This is a genomic window from Halomonas denitrificans, assembly GCF_003056305.1.
In the GTDB taxonomy this organism is placed as follows: Bacteria; Pseudomonadota; Gammaproteobacteria; order Pseudomonadales; family Halomonadaceae; genus Halomonas; species Halomonas denitrificans.
The window spans coordinates 22686-44737 of record NZ_PYVX01000009.1; the positions used below are offsets into that span (position 1 = coordinate 22686).

The following is a 22052-nucleotide window of genomic DNA, read 5'->3' on the forward strand; positions in this document are numbered from 1 at the left end:
GAGAGGGTCATTGTACGCCTTCCGCGCGGGCCCGACGACGCCTGCCGCGATCAGGCCCGTCGCGCCTCGCGCTGGGCCCGCCCGGCCAGGCCGACCCGCGAGAGGCTCGCCAGAAGCGACAGCACGCAGGCCCCGGCCCCGGCCCAGAGCGTGGCCTGAACCGGGGCGCCGGCGGCCAGGAAGGCGCCGACCAGGGCGACCCCGAGGGACTGGCCCACGGTGCGGGTGGTGCTCATCACGCCGGAGGCCCGGGCGCTGCGCTCCCGGGGCACGCTCGCCATCATCTCGCGGTTGTTGGGGGGCTGGAAGAGTCCGAAGCCCATGCCGCAGAGCGCGGTGCGCCACAGGCTGTCGGCCAGGCCCGCCTCGGCGTCCAGCCCGGCCAGGGCGGCCAGGCCCAGCAGCAGCAGCACCAGGCCGGCACTGGAGAGCAGGCTCGGGTTGACCCGGTCGGCGAAGCGGCCCGCCAGCGGCCCCACCACCATGATCGCCAGCGGCCAGGGAGTGAACATCCAGGCGGTCTGCAGCGGCGTGAAGCCCATCTCCTGCTGATAGACGAAGGAGAGCGCCACGAAGGCCAGCCCCTGCCCCACGAAGGCCAGCCCCGAGGCGCAGACCGCCAGCGAGAAGCGCGGCTCGGCGAACAGCGCCAGCGGCAGCAGGGGGTGGCGCGCGCGCCGCTGGCGGCGCAGGAAGAGCGCGGCACTGAGCGCGCTGCCGCCGAGCCAGGCGAGCACCTGCCAGCCGGGGACCCCGTGGCCGGCGCCGTCGAGGCCCAGGAAGAGCCCGGCCATCATGGCCACCGCGAAGAGCGCGCCGCGCCAGTCGAAGTCCTCCCGACGCCCCGGCTCCCGGGGGAGCGCCCGCCAGGCGAGGCTGGCGGCGCAGAGCCCCAGCGGCACGTGCAGGGCGAAGAGCCACGGCCAGTTCGCCACCGAGAGCACCAGGCCGCCAAGGGTCGGCCCCGCCGCGTAGCCGCCGGCCACCACCAGGGCGGAGAGCCCCAGGGCGCTGCCGAGCAGCCGCGAGGGGAAGATCGAGCGGTAGAGCGAGGGCCCGATGGAGAGGGTCGCCGCCGCGCCGAGCCCCTGCAGGCCCCGGAACAGCAGCAGGGTCTCGAGGTTGCGGGAGAGGGCGCTGCCCAGCGCGGCCAGGGTGAAGAGCCCCACCCCGGCCGTGTAGAGGCGATAGCGCCCGACCCGTTCGCTGAGCGCGGCGAAGACCAGCAGGAAGGCGGCACAGACCACCTGGAAGAGGTTGGTGACCCACACCACCCGGGAGGGCGAGGCCGCGAGGTCGGCGGCGATGGTGGGCAGGGCGATGTTGACCATGGTGGTGTCCACCACCGCCATCAGGGTCCCGAGGATCAGGGCCAGCACCGCCAGGCGCCGTTCCGGGCCGGGCAGGCCGTCGTCGCCGGGACGGGTCGCGAAGAGTCGACTCATCCTGTTTCCGTCACTGTCTGTTGCCCTCGCCAGGGAGGGGCCATAAAACGAAAACCGGCCGAAGCCGGTTTCTCGGGGGCGCCGTCATCGCGATGACGGCTCGACCGATGCCTCAGTCCTAGTCGGTCTCCAGCAGCAGGGCGTCGTCCACCTCGGAGATCTCCAGCGCCGCCTCGTTGTCCAGGTCGACGGCCAGGTAGCTGTGCTCGACCTGCAGGAAGCGCTGGAAGAGCGCCCAGTCCAGGGCCTCGGGCCACTGGCGCTCGTCCTCTTCCCAGGCGCGCAGCTCGGTCTCGAGGATCTCGAGGAAGCGCTCGCGCACGAAGCCCTCCAGGGCCTCCGGCGTGTCCATCTCCGGGATCAGGTAGACGGTGCTTTCGCGTTCGACGTCGGCCAGGGTCAGGTCGTCCCCGTCCATGGTGGGTTCGAGCGCATTGATCCAGTCCACGAAGTGCCGGGTCGGCCTGACGCTCAGGGCGGAGCGGTTGAGCAGTTTCATCACGGTCTCCTCGACGTCGAAACGACGGTCATTATGGGCGCTGCCCACGGCGTTTACCAATGCTTCCCACCTCATCACCGCAGATGAGTGGTCTCTAACTGCCCGGCTCGGGGCTGACCTGGCGACAGGCCTTGGGGGAGGCGCTGTGAATCCCTCCATGGACGCTACCTCGGCCCTGCTGCGCTCTCGCGTCCCACTCCGCTTGCAGGTCCGGTGCTGGCCATCCCTGGCCAGCCCGTTCGGAGCAATGCTCCTCACCCCTGGTCCTCGGACCTCCCCTTCGGCCTATCCCCAGCGCCCCTCGCTCGCACCCTGAAGCACAGCCTCTTCAGTCGACCTCGGGGCGCATGGCCGGGAACAGCAGCACGTCGCGGATCGAGGCGCTGTCGGTGAACAGCATCACCAGCCGGTCGATGCCGATGCCCTCGCCGGCGGTCGGCGGCAAGCCGAACTCCAGGGCGCGGACGTAGTCGGCGTCGTAGTACATCGCCTCGTCGTCGCCAGCCTCCTTCTCCGCGGCCTGGGCGGCGAAGCGCTCGGCCTGGTCCTCGGCGTCGTTGAGCTCCGAGAAGCCGTTGGCGATCTCGCGGCCGCCGACGAAGAACTCGAAGCGCTCGGTGACGAAGGGGTCGCTGTCCTTGCGGCGCGCCAGCGGGCTCACCTCGGTGGGGTACTCGGTGATGAAGGTCGGCTGCTGGAGGCGGTGCTCGACGGTCTTCTCGAAGATCTCGATCTGGACCTTGCCGAGCCCCCAGCCGTCCTTGACGTCGATGTCCAGGCGCTCGGCGATCTGGCGGGCCGCTGACTCGTCGGCCAGGGCCTCGGCGTGGATGTCCGGGTTGAACTCGAGGATGGCGTCGAACACGGTGATGCGGCGCAGCGGCTGGCCGAAGTCGTACTCGAAGGTCTCCAGCACCTCGCCCTCGGCGTTGCGCACGGTGTTGACCACCGTGGTGGTGCCGAGCACCTTCTGGGCCACGCTGCGCAGCATCTCCTCGGTGAGGTCCATCAGGTCATGATGGTTGGCGTGAGCCTGGTAGAACTCGATCATCGTGAACTCGGGGTTGTGCCGGGTCGACAGCCCCTCGTTGCGGAAGTTGCGGTTGATCTCGAAGACCTTCTCGAAGCCGCCCACCACCAGGCGCTTGAGGTAGAGCTCCGGGGCGATGCGCAGGTACATGTCGATGTCCAGCGCGTTGTGGTGGGTGACGAAGGGCCGGGCCGTGGCGCCGCCGGGGATCGGCTGCAGCATCGGCGTCTCGACCTCCATGAAGCCGCGATCCTCGAAGAAGCGGCGCATGGCGCTGATCACCCCGGCGCGGGCCTCGAAGACCCGGCGCGAATCGGGGTTCACGATCAGGTCGACGTAGCGCTGGCGGTAGCGCGCCTCGAGGTCGGTCAGGCCGTGGAACTTGTCGGGCAGCGGCCGCAGGCTCTTGGTGAGCAGCTTGGCCTCGACCATCATCACGTAGAGGTCGCCCTTGCCCGACTTGTGCACCGGGCCGCGGGCGGCCACGATGTCGCCGATGTCCCAGCCCTTGACGTCCTCGAGCACCTCGGCCGGCAGCCCCTTCTTGTCGACGTAGAGCTGGATCGTGCCGGAGGGGTCCTGGATCACCAGGAAGGGCCCGCGCTTGCGCATGATGCGCCCGGCCACGGCGGCCGGGCGACCCAGCGCCTCCAGCTCGGCCTTGTCCTTGTCGCCGAGCTCGGCATCGAGCTCGGCCGCCAGGCTGTCGCGGCGGAAGTCGTTGGGGAAGGCGCTCGCGCCGGTGTCGGCGGCCAGTGCGCGGCGCGCGGCCAGCTTGGCACGGCGCTCGGCGATCAGGCGGTTCTCGTCGTTCTGCGGGGAGTCCGGGTGGGCCATGTCGCTACCTGTGGCGTCGCGGCCTCACGAGAGGCCGCTGCGGTGAAGAGAGTGGGCGTCAGGCCGCGCCCCGGGCGATGCTCGCCCGGGGCGCGGCAGGGCTAGGGCTCAGAGTCCCTGTTTCAGGCTGGCTTCGATGAACTGATCCAGGTCGCCGTCCAGCACCTTGTCGCAGCTGCTCGACTGGACGCCGGTGCGCAGATCCTTGATGCGCTGGTCGTCCAGCACGTAGGAGCGGATCTGGCTGCCCCAGCCGATGTCGGCCTTGGAGTCCTCGGCCTCCTGCTTGGCGGCGTTGCGCTTCTGCATCTCGTGTTCCCACAGCTTCGCCTTGAGCTGCTTCATGGCGAAGTCGCGGTTGGCGTGCTGGCTGCGCTGGCTCTGGCAGGCCACCACGATGCCGGTGGGCTCGTGGGTGATGCGCACGGCGGAGTCGGTGGTGTTGACGTGCTGGCCGCCGGCGCCGCTGGAGCGGTAGGTATCGACGCGCAGGTCCGAGGGGTTGATCTCGACCTCGAAGCTGTCGTCCACCTCCGGCGAGAGGAACACCGAGGCGAAGGAGGTGTGGCGGCGACCGCCGGAGTCGAAGGGACTCTTGCGCACCAGGCGGTGCACCCCGGTCTCGGTGCGCAGCCAGCCGAAGGCGTGATCGCCCTGGATGTGCACCGAGGCCGACTTGATGCCCGCCACGTCGCCGGCCGAGACCTCGATGATCTCCGCCTTGAAGCCGTGATGCTCGGCCCAGCGCAGGTACATGCGCAGCAGGATGTTGGCCCAGTCCTGGGCCTCGGTGCCGCCGGAGCCGGCCTGGATGTCGAGGTAGGCGTTGTTCTCGTCCATCTCGCCGGAGAACATGCGCCGAAACTCGAGCTTGGCGAGGCTCGCCTGCATGCCCTCGAGCTCCTTCTGTACCTCGGCGACGGTGCCCTCGTCCTCCTCCATCTCGGCCAGCTCCAAGAGGTCCCGGCTATCGCCCAGGCCCTGGTCGAGCTCGTCGATGGTGGCGACGATGGTCTCCAGCGTGGCGCGCTCCTTGCCGAGCTTCTGGGCGTAATCCGGGTCGCTCCAGACGTTGGGGTCCTCGAGCTCGCGGGTAACTTCCTCTAGCCGATCCTTCTTTTCGGCATAGTCAAAGATACCCCCTCAGGACGTCTGTCCGCTCAGACAGGTCCTTGATGAGGTTGTGGATGGCATTGGTTTCCAGCATGGGCTCGCTCGCCTGAATCTGCAGTGGAAAGACGGCCGCCGCGGCGGCGCGGAAAAGGGACCTATTGTAGCGAAACCCGGCCGCAGCGACCATCCTCCCCGGCCATCGGCGCGGGGAGCGGTATCGAATTCATGGATGAGGTCATGCGCAATTTCGAATAGACCGCGACCGCCGGCTTGGACATGGTGAGGCCATGGCCGACACGGCCGACTCCATACAACCACAAGCAACGGAGTGCACCATGATCACGCCCCGCCTCGCCGCCGGCTCGCTGCTGCTGGCTGCCACCTGCCTCGCCCTGCCCGCCAGCGCCGAGACCCTGCGCCTCGCCATCATGGGCGAGCCCGCCTCCCTGGACCCGCACAAGATCAGCGGCACCTGGGAGAACGACGTGGTCGGCGACCTCTTCGAGGGGCTGGTCACCGAGGCCGCCGACGGCACGCGCATTCCCGGCGTCGCCGAGTCCTGGGAGATCGCCGAGGACGGCACGACCTACACCTTCACCCTGCGCGAGGACGCCGCCTGGTCGGACGGCACCCCGGTGACCGCCGACGACTTCGTCTTCGCCTTCCGCCGCATCCTCGACCCGGCGACCGCCGCCAGTTACGCCTACCTGCTCTACCCGGTGAAGAACGCCGAGGCGGTCTTCGCCGGCGAGGCCGAGCCGAGCGCGCTGGGCATCGAGGCGCTCGACCCGCGCACCCTGCGCATCACCCTGGAGCGCTCCACCCCCTACTTCCTCGACCAGCTGGCCCACTACACCGCCTATCCGGTGCCCCGGCACGCCGTGGAGGCCCACGGCGACGACTGGTCCAGCCCCGAGCACATGGTCTCCAACGGCGCCTTCGCCCTGCAGGAGTGGCAGTCCCAGACCCGCATCGAGGCCACCCGCAACCCGCACTTCCACGACGCCGAGAACGTCGCCCTGGACGAGGTGATCTACTTCCCCATCGAGGAGCGCAACACCGCCCTGAACCGCTTCCGCGCCGGCGAGATCGACATCGCCCGGGAGTTCCCGACCCAGCAGTACGCCTGGCTCCAGGAGAACCTGCCCCAGGCCGTGCAGGTGGCGCCCTACCTCGGCATCTACTACTACGCCTTCAACACCCGGGACGGCCGCGCCACCGCCGACCCGCGGGTGCGCGAGGCGCTGAGCCTGGCGGCGCGCCGCGAGGTGATCACCGACCAGATCCTGGGCACCGGCGAAGAGCCCGCCTACGGCTTCGTGCCGCCCAACGTGGCCCACTACGAGGGGGCCGAGCTCGACTTCGCCGACCTGAGCCAGGAGGAGCGCCTCACCCGTGCCCGCGCGCTGATGGCCGAGGCCGGCTACGGCCCGGACAACCCGCTCGAGCTCTTGCTGCGTTACAACACCAGCGAGGACCACCGCAAGGTCGCCATCGCCCTGGCCGCCATGTGGAAGCCGCTGGGCGTGGAAGTGGAGCTCTACAACGCCGAGGTAGCCGTCCACTACGCCGACATCCGCCAGGGCGACTTCGACGTGGCCCGGGCCGGCTGGATCGGCGACTACAACGACGCCCAGAACTTCCTGAGCCTGCTGGAGGGCGGCGTCGCCAACAACTACGGCGCCTATGACAACGACGCCTTCGATGCCCTGATGGACCGGGCCGCTGAGACCCAGGACACCGACGCCCGCGCCGAGCTGATGGCCGAGGCCGAGGCCCTGGCGCTGGCCGACAACGCCACCCTGCCCCTCTACTACTACGTCTCGCGCAACCTGGTGAGCCCCGCGCTGAGCGGCTGGCAGACCAACATCGAGGACATCCACCGCTCGCGCTGGATCGACATCGAGGAGTGATCCGCCCTTCCCCACCGCTGTGACTGTCCCCGGGCCCTGGCGGCCCGGGGCGCGAGGCCACCCCATGCTCCGCTATACCCTGACGCGCCTGCTGCAGGCGATTCCGACGCTGTGGATCGTCATCACCCTGTCGTTCTTCCTGATGCACCTGGCCCCGGGCGGCCCCTTCGACGGCGAGCGCCAGCTGCCGCCGGAGATCGAGGCCAACCTGCTGGCCACCTACCACCTGGACGAGCCGGTATGGCAGCAGTACCTGATCTACATGGGCAACCTGCTGCAGGGCGATCTCGGCCCCTCCTTCAAGTACAAGGACTTCACCGTCACCGAGCTGGTCGCCCAGGGCTTCCCGGTGAGCCTGGAGCTCGGCCTCTGGGCCATCGGCCTGGCGCTGCTGATCGGCCTGCCGCTGGGGGTGATCGCCGCGCTCAAGCGCAACTCCACCGTCGACTACTTGGTGATGGGCACGGCCCTGGCCGGCGTGGCGGTCCCCAACTTCGTGATCGCCCCGCTGCTGGCACTGGTGTTCGGGGTCTTTCTCGGCTGGCTGCCGGTGGGCGGCTGGAACGACGGCGCCTGGCCCAACCTGGTGCTGCCGGTGGTGGCGCTGTCGATCCAGCAGATCGCCTACATCGCGCGGATGATGCGCGCCAGCATGATCGAGATCCTCGGCAGCCACTTCATCCGCACCGCCCGCGCCAAGGGGCTGACGGAGACCGAGGTGATCTGGCGCCACGCCCTGCGCCCGGCGATGCTGCCGGTGGTCTCCTACCTGGGCCCCGCCATCGCCGGCATCATCACCGGCTCGGTGGTGATCGAGCAGATCTTCGGCATCCCGGGCATCGGCCGCTACTTCGTGCAGGCCGCCCTCAACCGCGACTACACCCTGGTGATGGGCACGGTGGTGTTCTACGGCGCGCTGATCGTGCTGCTCAACCTGCTCGTCGACCTGCTCTACTCGGCCCTGGACCCGCAGATCCGCTATGACGACTGATACCGCTCTCTCAACCCCCGACCTCACCGGCGACAGCCTCGACCGCGAGGCCTGGCGCCGGCTCCGGCAGAACCGTGCCGCCACCGCGAGCCTGGCGCTGCTGGCCCTTGTCGCCCTGGCCTGCATCGCCGGCCCCTGGCTGACGCCCTGGGCGCTGGACGAGGTGGACTGGAACGCCTTCCTCGCCGCGCCGAACCTCGACGACGGCCACTACGCCGGCACCGACGCCAACGGACGCGACCTGCTGACCCGGGTGCTCCACGGCGGGCGCGTGTCGCTCTCCGTGGCGCTGGTGGCGACCTTCGTCTCGCTGGTGATCGGCGTGCTCTACGGCGCCGTCGCCGGCTACCTGGGCGGGCGCGTCGACACCCTGATGATGCGCTTCGTCGACATCATGTACTCGCTGCCCTTCATGTTCCTGGTGATCCTGCTGATGGTGGTGTTCGGCCGCAACATCCTGCTGATCTACGCCGCCATCGGCGCCGTGGAGTGGCTCGACATGTCGCGCATCGTGCGCGGCCAGGTGCTGGCGCTGAAGCGCCGCGAGTTCGTCGAGGCCGCCCAGGCGCTGGGCGTGCGCCGCCACACCATCGTCACCCGCCACCTGATCCCCAACGCCCTGGGCCCGGTGATCGTCTACGTCACCCTCACCGTGCCCAAGGTGATCCTGCTGGAGAGCTTCCTCTCCTTCCTGGGGCTCGGCGTGCAGGAGCCGCTGACCAGCTGGGGCGTGCTGATCAGCGAGGGCAAGGACATGATGGAGACGGCCCCCTGGATGCTGCTGGTGCCCTCCACCTTCCTGGCGACGACCCTGTTGTGCCTCAACTTCCTGGGCGACGGCCTGCGCGATGCCCTCGACCCCAAGACCCGTTAGCGACCCGCAAGGAGGCTCCATGCCAACGCCACTGCTCGAGATCGACCGCCTGCGGGTCGAGTTCGACCTGCCAGGCGGCAGCGTCGCCGCCGTCAAGGACCTGAGCTTCACCGTTCACGAGGGCGAGACCCTGGCACTGGTCGGCGAGTCCGGCTCCGGCAAGTCGGTCTCCTCCACCGCCGCCCTGGGCCTGCTGCCGGCGCTCGCCCGGCCCACCGGTGCCATCCGCTGGCACGGCGGGGCCGGCAACGAGGACCTGCTGCGGGTGGCACCGAAGCGCCTGCGTCAGATCCGCGGCAACGAGATCTCGATGATCTTCCAGGAGCCCATGACCTCGCTGAACCCGCTGCACCGGGTGGGCCGCCAGATCGTCGAGGTGCTCGCCAAGCACACCGTGCTGCGCGGCCGTGACGCCCGGGCGCGCGCCCTCGAGCTGCTCGAGCAGGTGGGCCTCCCCGAACCCGGGCGGCGCCTGGCGAGCTACTCTCACGAGCTCTCCGGCGGCCAGCGCCAGCGGGTGATGATCGCCATGGCGCTGGCCTGCGAGCCGAAGCTGTTGATCGCCGACGAGCCGACCACGGCGCTGGACGTCACCGTCCAGGCCCAGATCCTCAGCCTGCTCAAGGATCTGCAGCGCCGCTACGGCATGGCGATCCTGTTCATCACCCATGATCTCGGCATCGTGCGCCACTTCGCCGACCGGGTCTGCGTGATGCGCGGCGGCGAGAGGGTGGAGAGCGGCGAGACCGCCGCCCTCTTCGCCGATCCCCGCCATGCCTACACCCGCATGTTGATCGACGCAGAGCCCCACGGGCGCAAGGCGCCGGTGCCCGCCGACGCCCCGCTGCTGCTCGAGGCCCACGACTTGCGGGTGCGCTTCCCGCTGAACAGGCGGCTCTTTCGCCCCACGACCTACTTCGAGGCGGTGCGCGGCATCGATCTGGCGATCCGCCGCGGGCAGACGGTGGGCATCGTCGGCGAGTCCGGCTCCGGCAAGTCGACCCTGGGCCGCGCCCTGCTGCGCCTGCTCGAGAGCCGAGGCGAGATCCGCTTCGGCGACACCGCCCTCGACGGCCTGGACAGCGCCGGCATGCGCCCGCTGCGCTCGCGGATGCAGGTGGTCTTCCAGGACCCGTTCGGCTCGCTGTCGCCGCGCATGACGGTGGGCGAGATCGTCGGCGAGGGCCTGCGGGTGCACGCCCCGGAACTCGGCCGACGCGAGCGGGACGCCCTGGTCCAGGAAGCGCTCCACGATGTCGCCCTCGACTCGACGATGCGCCACCGCTACCCCCACGAGTTCTCGGGCGGCCAGCGCCAGCGCATCGCCATCGCCCGCGCCCTGGTGCTCAAGCCCAAGTTCCTGCTGCTCGACGAGCCCACCTCGGCCCTGGACCGCTCGGTACAGGCCACGGTGATCGCGCTGCTGCGCGACCTGCAGGAGCGGCACGGCCTCACCTACCTCTTTATCAGCCACGACCTGGCGGTGGTGCGGGCGCTGGCCGACAGCGTGCTGGTGATGAAGGACGGCGTCGTGGTCGAGCAGGGCGACACCGAGGCGCTGTTCCAGGCGCCCCGCGAGGCCTACACCCGGGAGCTGATGCGGGCGGCCTTCCTCGAGGAGGCGGCCGCCTGAGCCCTGCCCGAACGCGACGACCCCGGCCAGTGGCCGGGGTCGTGGGGTCACGCCGCAAGGGAAGGGATCAGAAGCGGTAGTCCACCGAGAGAGCGAAGACGTCGGCCTCCACCTCGTAGGTGCCGTTCAGGCTGCCCTTGGTCGCGTTCTCTTCCTTGCTGCCGTCCTGGTCGATATCTCCGTCGTCGGCGAAGACGTGCATGTAGCCGGCGGTGATGCCGAGCTCGGGGCTGGGCATCCAGGTGGCGCCGAGGGTCGCCCACTGGCGGTCGGCGTCCGGCACCCGCGGGGTGCGGAACTCGGCGCTCGGCACCGGGCTCTCGTCGACGCCCAGGCCGGCGCGCAGCAGCCACTGGTTGTTCAGGGCATAGTTGGCGCCCACCGAGAAGGCCCAGGTGTCGTCCCAGTTCTCGGTGGTGGCACTATCGGTGCCGTCCTCGAACTCGACCACCAGCTCGTCGAAGCTGCTCCACTCGGTCCACTCGGCGTTGGCCATCAGCGCCAGCCGATCGGTCAGCTGGTGATAGACGCCCAGGTTCAGGTTGGCCGGGGTGGTTAGGTCGGCTGTTCCACCCTGGTTATCCGGAAGCCCTGCTGCCACCTGAGGATTATCGGAGCTATAGTCCACCTCCCCTTCCAGAGTCAGGTCGATTTCCGAACGATAACTGGCACCTAGGCGCGTTTTCTCAGTGACCTGAAAAAGTGCCCCCACGGTATAGCCATATCCCCAGTCGTCGCCGGTCACCTCGGCAAAGCCGTCAGCCTGACCTGCATTGCTCGCTGCCGCTTGAACTCTCGGGTCTGTCGGACCAAGTAATTGAGCGGCTTCTAAGGCACCGATCGTGGCTGCATCAACTGAGTTGGAGAGCGTCGCATCCGCATACTGCGCCCGCAGGCCGACGGCAAGGTTGAGCCGCTCGGTGGCCCGGTAATTGAGTGTCGGCTGGAAATCGATGGTGGTGAGTTCGGTCTCCACGGCGTGGTAGCGGCCGATCCAGTCCTCGTCGTACTTGGTGGAGAGCCCGTAGGGAGCGTAGATGGCCAGGCCCAGATCGAACCACTCGTTGAGTCGGGTTTTGGCCGCAAATGATGGCACGACGGCACTTTCACCGCCTTGATTGGACGCGTCAGAGGTGTAAGGCACTCCGAAAACACTGGAGGCGTTACCATCCTGCAGCTCAAAGCTGGCATCGATATAGGCCACCCCACCGGCGACCTGGCTGCCATCGATGTTGCCGATGGCGGCCGGGTTGTAGGCCATGAAGCTGACGTCCTCGGCACCGGCGGTGGCGTTGGACATGGCGTTGGCTAGGGTCTTGGCGCTCTGCTCGCGCACCTGGAAGCCGGAGGCGGCCGCCTGGCCGGCGATCAGCGCCGTGGAGGCGAGGGCGATGGCAATGGTCAGCCGATTGAGATGATGAGGCATATGGCGAGGCATCCCTTTTTCGATGGGTCGTTGTTGTCGTTCTGCCGCGGGGCGGTCACGTGCCGTCAGTGTTCGCGCATCCCCGGCCGGGGATCAAGTCCAAACGAGCGTTTTAAAGCAAAATCTGCTAATACTTTGGTAGAACGATCGTTTCATGTCGTTATCTTTCATTGACTTAGCCTCATGCCGCACACCATGCCCCGGCGGGGCCATCTAACCTTGACCTTTGGGTTACCCAAAGGTTTTACACTCCCCGCCATGGCATCCACCGGAGACCCCGCGATGAAGGTCAGCGAGATCGCGCGCCAGGCCGGCGTCACCGCCGAGACCGTGCGCCACTACACCCGCGAGGGGCTGCTGATCCCCGAGCGTCATCCCGACAACGGCTACCAGCTGTTCGGCCAGCGGGATCTGGAGCGCCTGCGCTTCGTGCAGCGCGCCCGCACCCTGGGGTTCGGCGTCGCCGAGATCCGCGACATCCTCGAGCATGCCGACCACGGCGACTCGCCCTGCCCGATGGTGCGCGACCTGCTGGCGAGCCGACTGCCCCAGATCCGCGCGCGCATCGCCGAGCTGGAGGCGTTGGCCGCGCGCATGGAGCAGGCCCTCGCGGCCTGGGAGGAGATGCCCGACGGCACGCCGGACGGCCACAGCCTGTGCCGGCTAATCGAGAGCTTCCCCGAACCGCTCAATGCCGGCGTGGACGCCGGCGAGGAGACGCGATGAACGCCCCACACACCCTCGAGCGCCGGGTGCCCGGCATGAACTGCCAGGGCTGCGTGGCGACGATGCGCCGCGCCATCCAGGCCCAGGACAGCGAGGCCGAGGTCACCGGCACCCCCGCCGAGAAGCGTCTCGAGGTCGCTACCCGGCTGACCGGCGACGCCCTGGACGCCGCGCTCGCGGAGGCCGGCTACCCCGCGGACGGCGAGCCGGCCGACGGAGCGCCGGCCGACCGGCAGTCTCACGAGCGCCGCGTCCCCGGCATGAGCTGCCAGGGCTGCGTGGCCAAGATGCGCCGCGCCATCCAGGCACGGGATAGCGAGGCCGAGGTCACCGGCACCCCCGCCGAGAAACGTCTCGAGGTCGCCACCACGCTCGCGGCGCGCGAGCTGGACGAGGCCCTCGCCGAGGCCGGCTACCCGCCCGCCGAGGGCGACGACGAGGGGGCCGCCGGCACGGACGCCGCCGGCGAGGCCGAGACGAGCGAGGACACCAAGTCGGCAACGTCCGCGGCCGCCGGCGACGCGCCGGATGAGGCGCCTGATGAAGTTCAGAAGCCGACGACCCGCCGCCTCTCGATCAGCGGCATGACCTGCGCCAGCTGCGTGAAGAGCGTCCGGCAGGCCCTCGAGAAGACGCCCGGGGTGGTCAGTGCGGAGGTGAACTTCGGCACCCATACCGCCGAGGTGCGCGGCAGCGCCGACCCGGACGCCCTGGTAAGCGCCGTGGAGGACGTGGGCTACGGCGCCGAGCCGATCGTCGACATGCGCGAGGCGGAGGAGGCCCGGGCGCGCAAGGACGAGCGGACCTATCGCCAGCGCCTGAGGGGCAGCCTGCTGTCGCTGGCGCTCGCCGTGCCGCTGATGGCCAGCATGTTCGTCTACCACCCCCAGCCGGTGGGCGGCGGCCGGCTCTACTGGCTGGCGATCGGCCTGCTGACGCTGGCCGTGATGGCCTATCCGGGGCGCCACTTCTTCGTCAACGCCTGGAAGAACTTCCGCCACCACCAGGCCAACATGGACACCCTGATCGCCATGGGCACCGGCACCGCCTGGCTCTACTCCATGGCGGTGGTGGCCGTCGGTCCCTGGCTGCCGGAGGTGGCCCGGGGCATCTACTTCGAGGCCTCGGCGATGGTCATCGGCCTGGTGCTGCTGGGCAACGCCCTGGAGCTGCGCGCCCGGGGCCGCACCAGCGAGGCCCTGAAGCGCCTGCTCGACCTGCAGAGCCGCACCGCCCGGGTGATCCGCGACGGCGAGGAGCGCGAGGTCGACATCGACGAGGTGCGCCAGGGCGACCATATCCGCGTGCGTCCCGGCGAGCGCCTGCCGGTGGACGGCGAGGTGACCGAGGGGCAGAGCCACATCGACGAGTCGATGCTCACCGGCGAGCCGGTACCGGTGGCCAAGGGCGAAGGCGACGAGGTGAGCGCGGGCACCGTCAACGGCAAGGGCGGCCTGGTCTACCGCGCCACCCGGGTCGGGGCGAACACTCGGCTGGGCCGGATCACCGAGCAGGTGGCCAGCGCCCAGGCCTCCCGCCCGCCCATCGGCCAGCTGGCCGACCAAGTGTCGAGCATCTTCGTGCCCTCGGTGATGATCATCGCCGTGCTCACCGCGCTTGCCTGGTTCAACTTCGGCGCCGAGCCGCGAGTGATCCACATGCTGGTCACCGCCACCACGGTGCTGATCATCGCCTGCCCCTGCGCGCTGGGCCTGGCCACGCCGATCTCCACCATGATCGGGGTCGGCAAGGCCGCCGAGCACGGCGTGCTGGTGCGCCATGGCGACGCCCTGCAGACCGCCACCAGGCTCTCCACCCTGGTGGTGGACAAGACCGGCACCCTCACCGAGGGCAAGCCCCGGGTCACCGAGGCCGAGGTGTTCGACGGCGACGAGCGCACGGTGCTGGGCCTGGTGGCGGCGCTGGAGCGCGGCTCCGAGCACCCCCTGGCCGAGGCGCTGATGGCCCACGCCGAGGAAGCGGGCGCCGAGCCCGGCGAGATCACCGGCTTCGACACCGTCACCGGCGGGGGCATCACGGCGAGCACCGCCGACGGCCGGCCGCTGCTGCTGGGCAATGCCCGGCTGCTGGAGGAGGCCGGCGTGGCGCTGGACGATGCCCGCGAGATCGCCGGCGGACTCGAGGAGAAGGCGCGCACCGTGGTCTACCTCGCCGTGGACGGCCGGCTGGCCGCGGTCTTCGGCATCAGCGACCCCCTGCGCCATGACAGCCGCGAGGCGGTGAAGCGCCTGCAGGCCGACGGCCTGAGGGTGGTGATGCTGACCGGCGACAACGAGCACACCGCCGCCGCCATCGCCCGGGAGGTGGGCATCGACGACTTCCGCGCCGGCCTGCTGCCCGAGGACAAGCTCGACGAGATCGGCCGCCTCCAGGCCGCCGGCGAGGTGGTCGGCATGGTCGGCGACGGCATCAACGACGCCCCGGCGCTGGCCCGCGCCGACGTCGGCTTCGCCATCGGCCAGGGCACCGACGTGGCCATCGAGAGCGCCGGCATCACCCTGGTGCGCGGCTCGCTCCACGGCGTGGCCGCCGCCATCGAGATCAGCCGGGCGACACTGACCAACATCAAGCAGAACCTGGTGGGCGCCTTCGGCTACAACGTGCTGGGCATCCCCATCGCCGCCGGGGTGCTCTACCCCGTCACCGGCACCCTGCTCTCGCCGATGATCGCCGGGGCCGCCATGTCGCTCTCCTCGATCACCGTGGTGAGCAACGCCAACCGGCTGCGCCTGTTCCGCCCCGCCGCCGAGGCCGGCAGCGAGGCCCAGAGCCGTGATATGCAGCACAGCGATGCCACACAGGAGGACGCACGATGAGCTGGATCGTCAATCTCGCCGGCCTGGCCCTGATCGCCCTGATCGCCTGGTGGTTCTGGGGGAGCCGGCACTGACCATTGCTAGACTGAAGGGACAGCTCGGAATCGGAGAGGAACATGCCCAAGCTCGACGGCGTGCTGGAAACCGCCCTCTACGTGGCGGACATGGCCCGCGCCCGGGCCTTCTTCGAGGAGGTGATGGGGCTTTCGCCCTTCAACGCCGACCATCGCTTCACCGCCTATGATGCCGGCGGCCGCTCGGTGCTGCTGCTGTTCCGGCACGGCGAGACGCAGGAGACGGTGGTGCTGCCCGACGACATGGGCACCATCCCGCCCCACGATGGCGACGGCCGGGTGCACCTGGCCTTCGCCATCGCCGCCGAGGCGCTCGCCGACTGGGAAGGGCAACTGGCGCATCACGGGATTGCCATCGAGGGGCGCACCCACTGGCCCCGCGGGGGGGAGAGTCTCTATTTCCGCGACCCCGATGGCCACCTGCTGGAGCTCGCCACGCCCGGGGTCTGGCCGACCTACTGAGTCCCCGTCGGGTCAGCTGACCCCCATGTAGCGCCCCGGCTTGTGGTTCAGGGCGATAATCAGGTTGAGCGCCACGGCGCCCAGCACCGAGAGCCCGACCCGCTCCAGGGGCAGCATCGACAGCGCGATCAGCATGATGCCCCCGTCGATGCCCAGCTGCACGTAGCCGGCCCGCCAGCCGTAGCGGTCCTGCAGGTAGAGCGAGAGGATGTTGATGCCGCCGAGGCTCGTGCGGTGGCGGAAGAGTACCAGCATGCCGATGCCGATCAGGCTGCCGCCCATCAGGGCGGCGTAGAGCGGCTGCAGCCACTCGATGCGGATCCAGCCGGCGGTGAGTTCCGAGAACACCGAGACCAGGGCGATGGCCACGAAGGTGCGCAGGGTGAAGCTCCAGCCCATGCGCCGGATCGCCAGCCAGTAGAACGGCAGGTTGATCAGGAAGAAGCCGACCCCGAAGCGCCAGCCGGTGGCGTACTGCAGCAGGAAGGCCAGGCCCGCGGTGCTGCCGGTGAGCAGCATCGCCTGGGTGTAGAAGCTCACGCCGAGGGCGACGAAGAGCGTGCCGACCAGCATCGCCATCACGTCCTCGTGGGGGCGATGGCGGTCGGTGGGCAGGTCCTGGGGGTCCATGGCGTCTCCTCAGCGCGGCTCGGCGTGCTCGAGCATCAGCTGCAGGGACTCTCGCCCCCGCCAGCGGTTGCGATTGAGCTTGAAGGCGCAGTGCAGCGAAGCGCCGACGCCGAAGGCCGGCACCTCGCCCGGGGTCAGCGCCCGGAACCAGATCGCCTTGAGGCTCGCGGCGCCGGCCGAGAGCTCGAGCATCAGGTGGCTGCCGTCGGCGCCCACCGGGCGCAGCGCCTCGACCAGGAAGGTGCCCTCGAAGAGCGGGGCATCGAACTCGCGGCCGAAGGGGGCGAGCCTCTCCAGCTCGTCCAGGGTGGCGAGGTCGAGCTGATGGGGCGCGAGCTCGCCGTCGGTGAGGATGCGCGGGCGCAGCTCGGCATCGCCCAGCTGCTCCCCGACGGCGGTGAGGAAGGCCTCACGGAAGGCGTCCAGGCGCTCGGCCGGCACCCCCACCCCGGCGGCGCCGCGGTGGCCCCCGAAGCGCGGCAACGCCTCGGGGGCGAGCTCGAAGGTGCGCTGCAGCGCCTCGCGCAGGTGCAGCCCCTCGATGGAGCGCCCGGAGCCGGTCAGCATGCCCGGCGCCGCCGCCGGGGTCAGCACCAGGGCCGGCCGCCCGTAGGCCTGCACCAGCCGGGAGGCGACGATGCCCTGCACCCCGGGATGCCCCTCCTCCAGGTAGACCACGATGGCGGGCTCGTCGGCGGTCAGCGCCGGCAGCGCCAGCGCCCTGGCCTGCTGGGCCATCTCCGCCTCGATCGCCTTGCGGGACTGGTTGTCCTGGTCGAGGGTCTCGAGGTGGCGATGGGCCGCCGCCTCGTCGGCGGCGAGCATGAAGTGCAGCGCCGCGTAGGGGTCGTCGAGCCGCGAGCGGGCATTGATGCGCGGCCCCATCTGGAAGGCCAGGGTCTCGGCATCGAAGGGCACGCTGTCGGCCCCCAGGCGTTCGGCCATGGCGCGCCAGCAGGCCGCCTCCATGCGGTTGATCAGGGTCAGACCGTGGTGGACCACGGCGCGATTGGCGGCGCTGCCGCCCAGCGACACGCAGTCGGCCACGGTGCCCAGTGCCACGTAGGAGAGCCAGGGCGAGAGCTTCGGCGTGGCGTCCGCCAGCACGCCCCACTCGACCAGCACCCGGCGCGCCAGCGACATGACGAGCCACGCCACCATGCAGCCGGCGATGGTCGGGTCCGGGTAGTCGCAGTCCTCGCGGGTCGGGTTCACGGTGGCGTAGGCCGAGGCCGGCGGCCCCTCCACCGGCAGGGCGTGGTGGTCGCTGACCACCACGTCGACGCCGGCGGCCTTGAGCCGGGCGATGCGCGGCTCGTCGGAGCTGCCGCAGTCGGCGGTGATCACCAGGCTCGGCCGCGGCGAGAGCGCTAGCGTGCGCTCCACCAGCGGCAGGCTGATGCCGTAGCCGTCGTGGATCCGGTGGCCGATCAGGCTGTGCAGCCTCGCCTCCGGCACCCCGAAGAGCTCCACCAGGGTGCGCCGGATCACCACGTGGGAGGTGATGCCGTCCACGTCGTAGTCGGTGAGGATGCCGATGTGCTCGCCGTCGACCACCGCCTGGGCGATGCGCTCGGCGGCCCGGCGAGCATCGGCGAGCCGCTCGGGGTGCGCCAGGTGGCGCAGGCTCGGCGAGACCAGCGGCGCGAGTTCGCCCGCGTAGCCGTGGAGTCGCCCGGCCAGCACCCGGGCCTGCAGCTCGGTAAGCCCCTCCGCGCGGGCGCGGGCGAAGAGCGCCTCGTCCCGGGGGCGCGGCTCGATGCGCGGCTGGAGGCGTTCATGCAGGTCGTGGGGATCGGTCACGGCGTCCAAGCCCGACTCCTTCTGGATGGGATAGCGAATTTACCAGGGCGGGTGGCCGATCGTCGGGGCTGATCCGAGATCAGGCCTCAAAGGAGGCGCTGTGAACCCATCCATGGGCGCTACCGACGCCATCCATGGCGTAGGACCTCCTTTTCGGCCTGTCCCCGGCGCCCCTCGTTCTACGCCCAAGGCGCCATCTTCTCGACAGCAACCTCAGCGACGATTCTCGGCCACGAACGCCTGCACGGCGGAGAGCTCCGCGGGCAGCACGGTGTAGCGCTCCTCGCGCTCCAGCAGGTCGTCCATGTGCGGCGGCAGCGGCACGCCCGGGAAGCCGGCCTTGACCACCGCCTCGGCGAACTTGGCCGGATGGGCCGTGGCCAGGGTGATCATCGGGGTCGTCGCGTCGGCGCGCGCCCGCTCGGCCGCCCGGTAGCCGGTGGCGGTGTGCGGGTCGAGGATCTCCTGGGTGCGATGGTGCGCCTCGCGGATCACCTCGAGGATGGTGGCGTCGTCGACGCTGTGGCTGGCGAAGCTCTCGCGAAGCGTCGCCAGCGGCGCCTCGGCCAGCGCCGTGGGCTCGTGCTGGAAGCGCTCGAGCAGGGCCTTCACCGCGGCCCCGTCGCGGCCGTAGGCCTCGAACAGCAGCCGCTCGAAGTTGGACGACACCACAATGTCCATGGAGGGTGCCAGAGTGGCCTTGAGTTCCTGCTTGGAGAAGTCGTTGTCGCAGAGCGTGCGGTGCAGGATGTCGTTGGCGTTGGTGGCGATGACGAACTGCTTCACCGGCAGCCCCATGCGCTTGGCGATGTAGCCGGCGAAGACGTTGCCGAAGTTCGCCGAGGGCACGCAGAAGCTGACCGCGCGGTGCGGGGCACCCAGCGCCACGGCGGAGGCCACGTAGTAGACCACCTGGGCCATGATGCGCGCCCAGTTGATGGAGTTCACCGCGACGAGCCGGGTGCCCTCGAGGAAGCCCTGGTCGGCGAAGCTCGCCTTGACCATCGCCTGGGCGTCATCGAAGTTGCCCTCGATGGCGACGTTGAAGACGTTGTCGGCCAGCACCGTGGTCATCTGGCGGCGCTGCACCTCCGAGACCCGGTTGTGGGGGTGCAGGATGAAGATGTCGAGGTTGTCGCAGTGGCGGCAGCCCTCGATGGCGGCGGAGCCGGTGTCGCCGGAGGTGGCGCCCATGATCACCGCGCGCTCGCCGCGCTTCTTCAGGAAGTGATCGAGGATGCGGCCGAGCAGCTGCAGCGCCACGTCCTTGAAGGCCAGCGTCGGGCCGTGGAACAGCTCGAGCAGGAAGTGGTTGGCGTCGAGCTGGTTCAGCGGCACCACGGCGTCATGGCTGAAGGTGGCGTAGGCCTCCTTGACGATGCCGCGGAAGGTGTCGTCGTCGATCTCGCCATTGACGTAGGGCTGCATCACCCGGAAGGCGATCTCGGCGTAGGAGAGCCCGGCCATGGCGGCCAGCTCGTCATGGCCGAGGGTGGGGATCGTCTCGGGGATGTAGAGCCCGCCGTCGCTGGCCATGCCGGTGAGCACGACCTCCTCGAAGGAGAGCGCGGGCGCCTGCCCGCGGGTGCTGATGTAGCGCATGCCTTACTCCTGCTCGTCCAGCGACTCGACGCGGATCCGCGTCACCGGGCCGGCGATGTCGGCCAGCGATTCGATCAGCCGGATGGCCTCGTTCATCTGCTTCTCGCGGGTGCGGTGGGTCAGCAGGATGATCGGCACCAGCTCGCCCTCGGTGGCCTCCTTCTGGATCAGCGCCTCGATGGAGATGCCCTGCTCGGAGAGGATGGTCGCCACCCGGGCCAGCACGCCGGGGCGGTCCACCGCCAGCAGCCGCAGGTAGTAGGCGGTGGTGATGTCCTCCATGGGCATGATCGGAAGCTGGCTGACGTCCTCGTCGATGCCGCTGAAGGCCAGGTAGGGCACGCGGTAGTGGTGGTCGGTGGCAATGTCGCGGGCCACGTCCAGCAGGTCGGCGACCACCGCGGAGGCGGTGGGCTCGGCGCCGGCACCGGCGCCGTAGTAGAGGGTCGGGCCCACGGCGTCGCCCATCACGGCGATGGCGTTCTTGACGCCGTGCACGTTGGCCAGCAGCCGCTCCTTGGGGATCAGGGTCGGGTGCACGCGCAGCTCGAGGCCGGCCTCGGTGCGCTTGGAGAGCCCCAGGTGCTTGATGACGTAGCCCAGGTTGTCGGCCTGCTCCACATCCTCGGCGGTGATCCGCGAGATGCCCTCGGTGTAGGCCTTCTCGAACTGCAGTGGCACGCCGTAGGCGATGGAGGCGAGGATGGTCAGCTTGTGGGCGGCGTCGATGCCCTCGACGTCGAAGGTCGGGTCGGACTCCGCATAGCCCAGCGCCTGGGCCTCGGCCAGCACGTCCTCGAAGGCGCGGCCCTCGTCGCGCATGTGGGTGAGGATGTAGTTGCCGGTGCCGTTGATGATGCCGGCGACCCACTCGATGCGGTTGGCGCCGAGGCCCTCGCGCAGCGACTTGATCACCGGGATGCCGCCGGCCACGGCGGCCTCGAAGGCGACGATCACGCCCTTCTCGTGGGCGGCCTTGAAGATCTCGTTGCCATGCACCGCGATCAGCGCCTTGTTGGCGGTGACCACGTGCTTGCCGTGCTCGATGGCGGTCAGGACCAGTTCGCGGGCCACGTCGTAGCCGCCGATCAGCTCGACCAGCACGTCGATGTCGGGGTTGGTGGCCACCTCGAAGACGTCGGAGGTGGTGCGGATGCCGGTGGTGTCACACTCGGGATTGAGGCTGCGGAAGGCGACCTGCTCGATGACGATCGGACGCCCCGCCCGCCGGGCGATGTCGTCGGCATTGCGTGTCAGCACGTTGAAGGTTCCGCCACCGACGGTCCCCAGGCCACAGATTCCCACTCTCACCGGTTTCAATGTCTTTCCCCTTGTTCTGGCGTGTGTCTCAGCGTGTAGGGGGCCCGTGCGGGCCCCTCGTGCCGACGCTCGTCGGCGTCGGTCATTCCTCGATCATCCTTCGCTCAGGCCGAGCATGGCGGCCAGCCGCTCCGCCGGCACATAGCCGGGCACCAGGCGGCCGTCGGGCAGCACGATCGCCGGCGTGCCCTGCACGCCGAGCTGCATGCCCAGATGATACTGTTCCTCGACCGGATTGTCGCAGTCCGCGGCGCCCGTCAGCGCTTCTTCGCGCTTGGCCGCCGACATCGCCTCGGTCGGGTTGTCGGCGCACCACACCTGCTGCAGCTGGCGCCCGCCCGGCGAGCCCAGGCCGCTGCGCGGGAAGGCCAGGTAGTGCACCTCGATGCCCATCTCGTTGAGCCGCGGCACCTCCTCGTGGAGCTGGCGGCAGTAGGGGCAGGTGGTGTCGGTGAAGACCACGAGCTCGGCACGGCTCTCGCCGGTGCCGCGGTAGATCACCCGCTCGCTCTCCGGCACCGCGGCGAGCCGCGCGCTGCGCTCGGCGTTGCGGCCCTGCTCGGTGAGGTTGACCAGACCGTGCTCGGCGTTCTCGTAGAGGTCGCCGACCAGGAAGTGGCTGCCCTCGGCGTTGCTGTAGAAGGTCTCGCCGCTCTCCAGCGTGACCTCATAGAAGCCTTCCAGCGGCGTCTCGCGAACGCGCTCCACCGGCATGGACTGGCCGTTGACCGTCAGGGTCTCGGCCAGCTGCCGGGCCGGATCGGCCTGGGCGACGGGCAGCAGGGCCAGGGACGCCGCCAGCAGCCCCCCGCCGACGGTAAGGGTCGATAATCTCAT

At 69.8% G+C, this 22052-nt stretch carries 17 protein-coding genes; 7 read left to right on the forward strand and 10 right to left on the reverse strand.

The annotated features are described in order from the left end of the window. Positions 1 to 50: 50 nt before the first annotated feature. From C9F13_RS16635 to prfB, 4 genes are all read right to left on the reverse strand, one after another. Positions 51 to 1445, reverse strand: coding sequence for an MFS transporter (locus C9F13_RS16635; RefSeq protein WP_108447368.1), 1395 nt, complete (start codon positions 1443 to 1445; stop codon positions 51 to 53). A 118-nt stretch (positions 1446 to 1563) separates the two neighbouring features. After that, positions 1564 to 1944 (reverse strand): hypothetical protein, encoded by a 381-nt coding sequence (locus C9F13_RS16640; protein WP_108447369.1) that lies wholly within the window; start codon positions 1942 to 1944, stop codon positions 1564 to 1566. A 328-nt stretch (positions 1945 to 2272) separates the two neighbouring features. After that, positions 2273 to 3811, reverse strand: coding sequence for a lysine--tRNA ligase (gene lysS / locus C9F13_RS16645; RefSeq protein WP_108447370.1), 1539 nt, complete (start codon positions 3809 to 3811; stop codon positions 2273 to 2275). A 108-nt stretch (positions 3812 to 3919) separates the two neighbouring features. Beyond that, positions 3920 to 5015, reverse strand: a protein-coding gene (gene prfB / locus C9F13_RS16650) for a peptide chain release factor 2 (protein WP_342747812.1) whose coding sequence is annotated in 2 segments (ribosomal slippage) — positions 3920 to 4942 and positions 4944 to 5015 — 1095 coding nt in all. Because the reading frame shifts where the segments join, the coding sequence is not laid out codon by codon here. A 244-nt stretch (positions 5016 to 5259) separates the two neighbouring features. On the opposite strand from prfB, the gene C9F13_RS16655 reads away from it, so the two are divergent. The 4 genes from C9F13_RS16655 to C9F13_RS16670 all read left to right on the forward strand — a co-directional run bounded on the left by C9F13_RS16655 (position 5260) and on the right by C9F13_RS16670 (position 10335). Next, positions 5260 to 6837: a peptide ABC transporter substrate-binding protein gene (locus tag C9F13_RS16655; RefSeq protein ID WP_108447372.1), complete on the forward strand. Its 1578-nt coding sequence runs from the start codon at positions 5260 to 5262 to the stop codon at positions 6835 to 6837. A 64-nt stretch (positions 6838 to 6901) separates the two neighbouring features. Then, entirely contained in the window at positions 6902 to 7828 is a 927-nt protein-coding gene (gene oppB, locus C9F13_RS16660; RefSeq protein ID WP_108447373.1) for an oligopeptide ABC transporter permease OppB, read from the forward strand. Beyond that, the gene (locus C9F13_RS16665) at positions 7818 to 8702 is read left to right on the forward strand and encodes an ABC transporter permease subunit (protein ID WP_108447374.1); all 885 of its coding nucleotides are present in this window, start codon (positions 7818 to 7820) and stop codon (positions 8700 to 8702) included. The genes oppB and C9F13_RS16665 overlap by 11 nt, the downstream gene beginning before the upstream one ends. 19 nt (positions 8703 to 8721) lie before the next feature. Further along, positions 8722 to 10335, forward strand: coding sequence for an ABC transporter ATP-binding protein (locus tag C9F13_RS16670; RefSeq protein WP_108447375.1), 1614 nt, complete (start codon positions 8722 to 8724; stop codon positions 10333 to 10335). A 67-nt stretch (positions 10336 to 10402) separates the two neighbouring features. On the opposite strand, the gene C9F13_RS16675 is transcribed toward C9F13_RS16670, so the two are convergent. Beyond that, on the reverse strand, positions 10403 to 11761 hold the full coding sequence (locus C9F13_RS16675; protein WP_108447376.1) for an OmpP1/FadL family transporter: 1359 nt from the start codon (positions 11759 to 11761) through the stop codon (positions 10403 to 10405). Between the two features lie 282 nt (positions 11762 to 12043). Here C9F13_RS16675 and C9F13_RS16680 point away from each other — a divergent pair, with 282 nt between their 5' ends. From C9F13_RS16680 to C9F13_RS16690, 3 genes are all read left to right on the forward strand, one after another. After that, the gene (locus C9F13_RS16680) at positions 12044 to 12487 is read left to right on the forward strand and encodes a MerR family transcriptional regulator (RefSeq protein WP_108447377.1); all 444 of its coding nucleotides are present in this window, start codon (positions 12044 to 12046) and stop codon (positions 12485 to 12487) included. After that, complete coding sequence (locus C9F13_RS16685) at positions 12484 to 15324, forward strand: heavy metal translocating P-type ATPase (protein WP_108447378.1); 2841 nt, start codon at positions 12484 to 12486, stop codon at positions 15322 to 15324. Before C9F13_RS16680 ends, C9F13_RS16685 begins: the two co-directional genes overlap by 4 nt. A gap of 116 nt (positions 15325 to 15440) precedes the next feature. Next, on the forward strand, positions 15441 to 15860 hold the full coding sequence (locus tag C9F13_RS16690; protein WP_108447379.1) for a VOC family protein: 420 nt from the start codon (positions 15441 to 15443) through the stop codon (positions 15858 to 15860). 12 nt (positions 15861 to 15872) lie between these two features. On the opposite strand, the gene C9F13_RS16695 is transcribed toward C9F13_RS16690, so the two are convergent. From C9F13_RS16695 to C9F13_RS16715, 5 genes are all read right to left on the reverse strand, one after another. Then, the gene (locus C9F13_RS16695; protein ID WP_108447380.1) at positions 15873 to 16490 is read right to left on the reverse strand and encodes a YitT family protein; all 618 of its coding nucleotides are present in this window, start codon (positions 16488 to 16490) and stop codon (positions 15873 to 15875) included. A gap of 9 nt (positions 16491 to 16499) precedes the next feature. Next, positions 16500 to 18293: a single-stranded-DNA-specific exonuclease RecJ gene (locus tag C9F13_RS16700; RefSeq protein WP_108447420.1), complete on the reverse strand. Its 1794-nt coding sequence runs from the start codon at positions 18291 to 18293 to the stop codon at positions 16500 to 16502. A 213-nt stretch (positions 18294 to 18506) separates the two neighbouring features. Continuing rightward, entirely contained in the window at positions 18507 to 19895 is a 1389-nt protein-coding gene (gene thrC, locus C9F13_RS16705) for a threonine synthase (RefSeq protein WP_108447381.1), read from the reverse strand. Positions 19896 to 19898: 3 nt separating this feature from the next. Further along, positions 19899 to 21215, reverse strand: a complete 1317-nt coding sequence (locus C9F13_RS16710; protein ID WP_108447382.1) for a homoserine dehydrogenase — start codon at positions 21213 to 21215, stop codon at positions 19899 to 19901. 93 nt (positions 21216 to 21308) lie between these two features. After that, positions 21309 to 22052: a DsbC family protein gene (locus tag C9F13_RS16715; RefSeq protein ID WP_108447383.1), complete on the reverse strand. Its 744-nt coding sequence runs from the start codon at positions 22050 to 22052 to the stop codon at positions 21309 to 21311.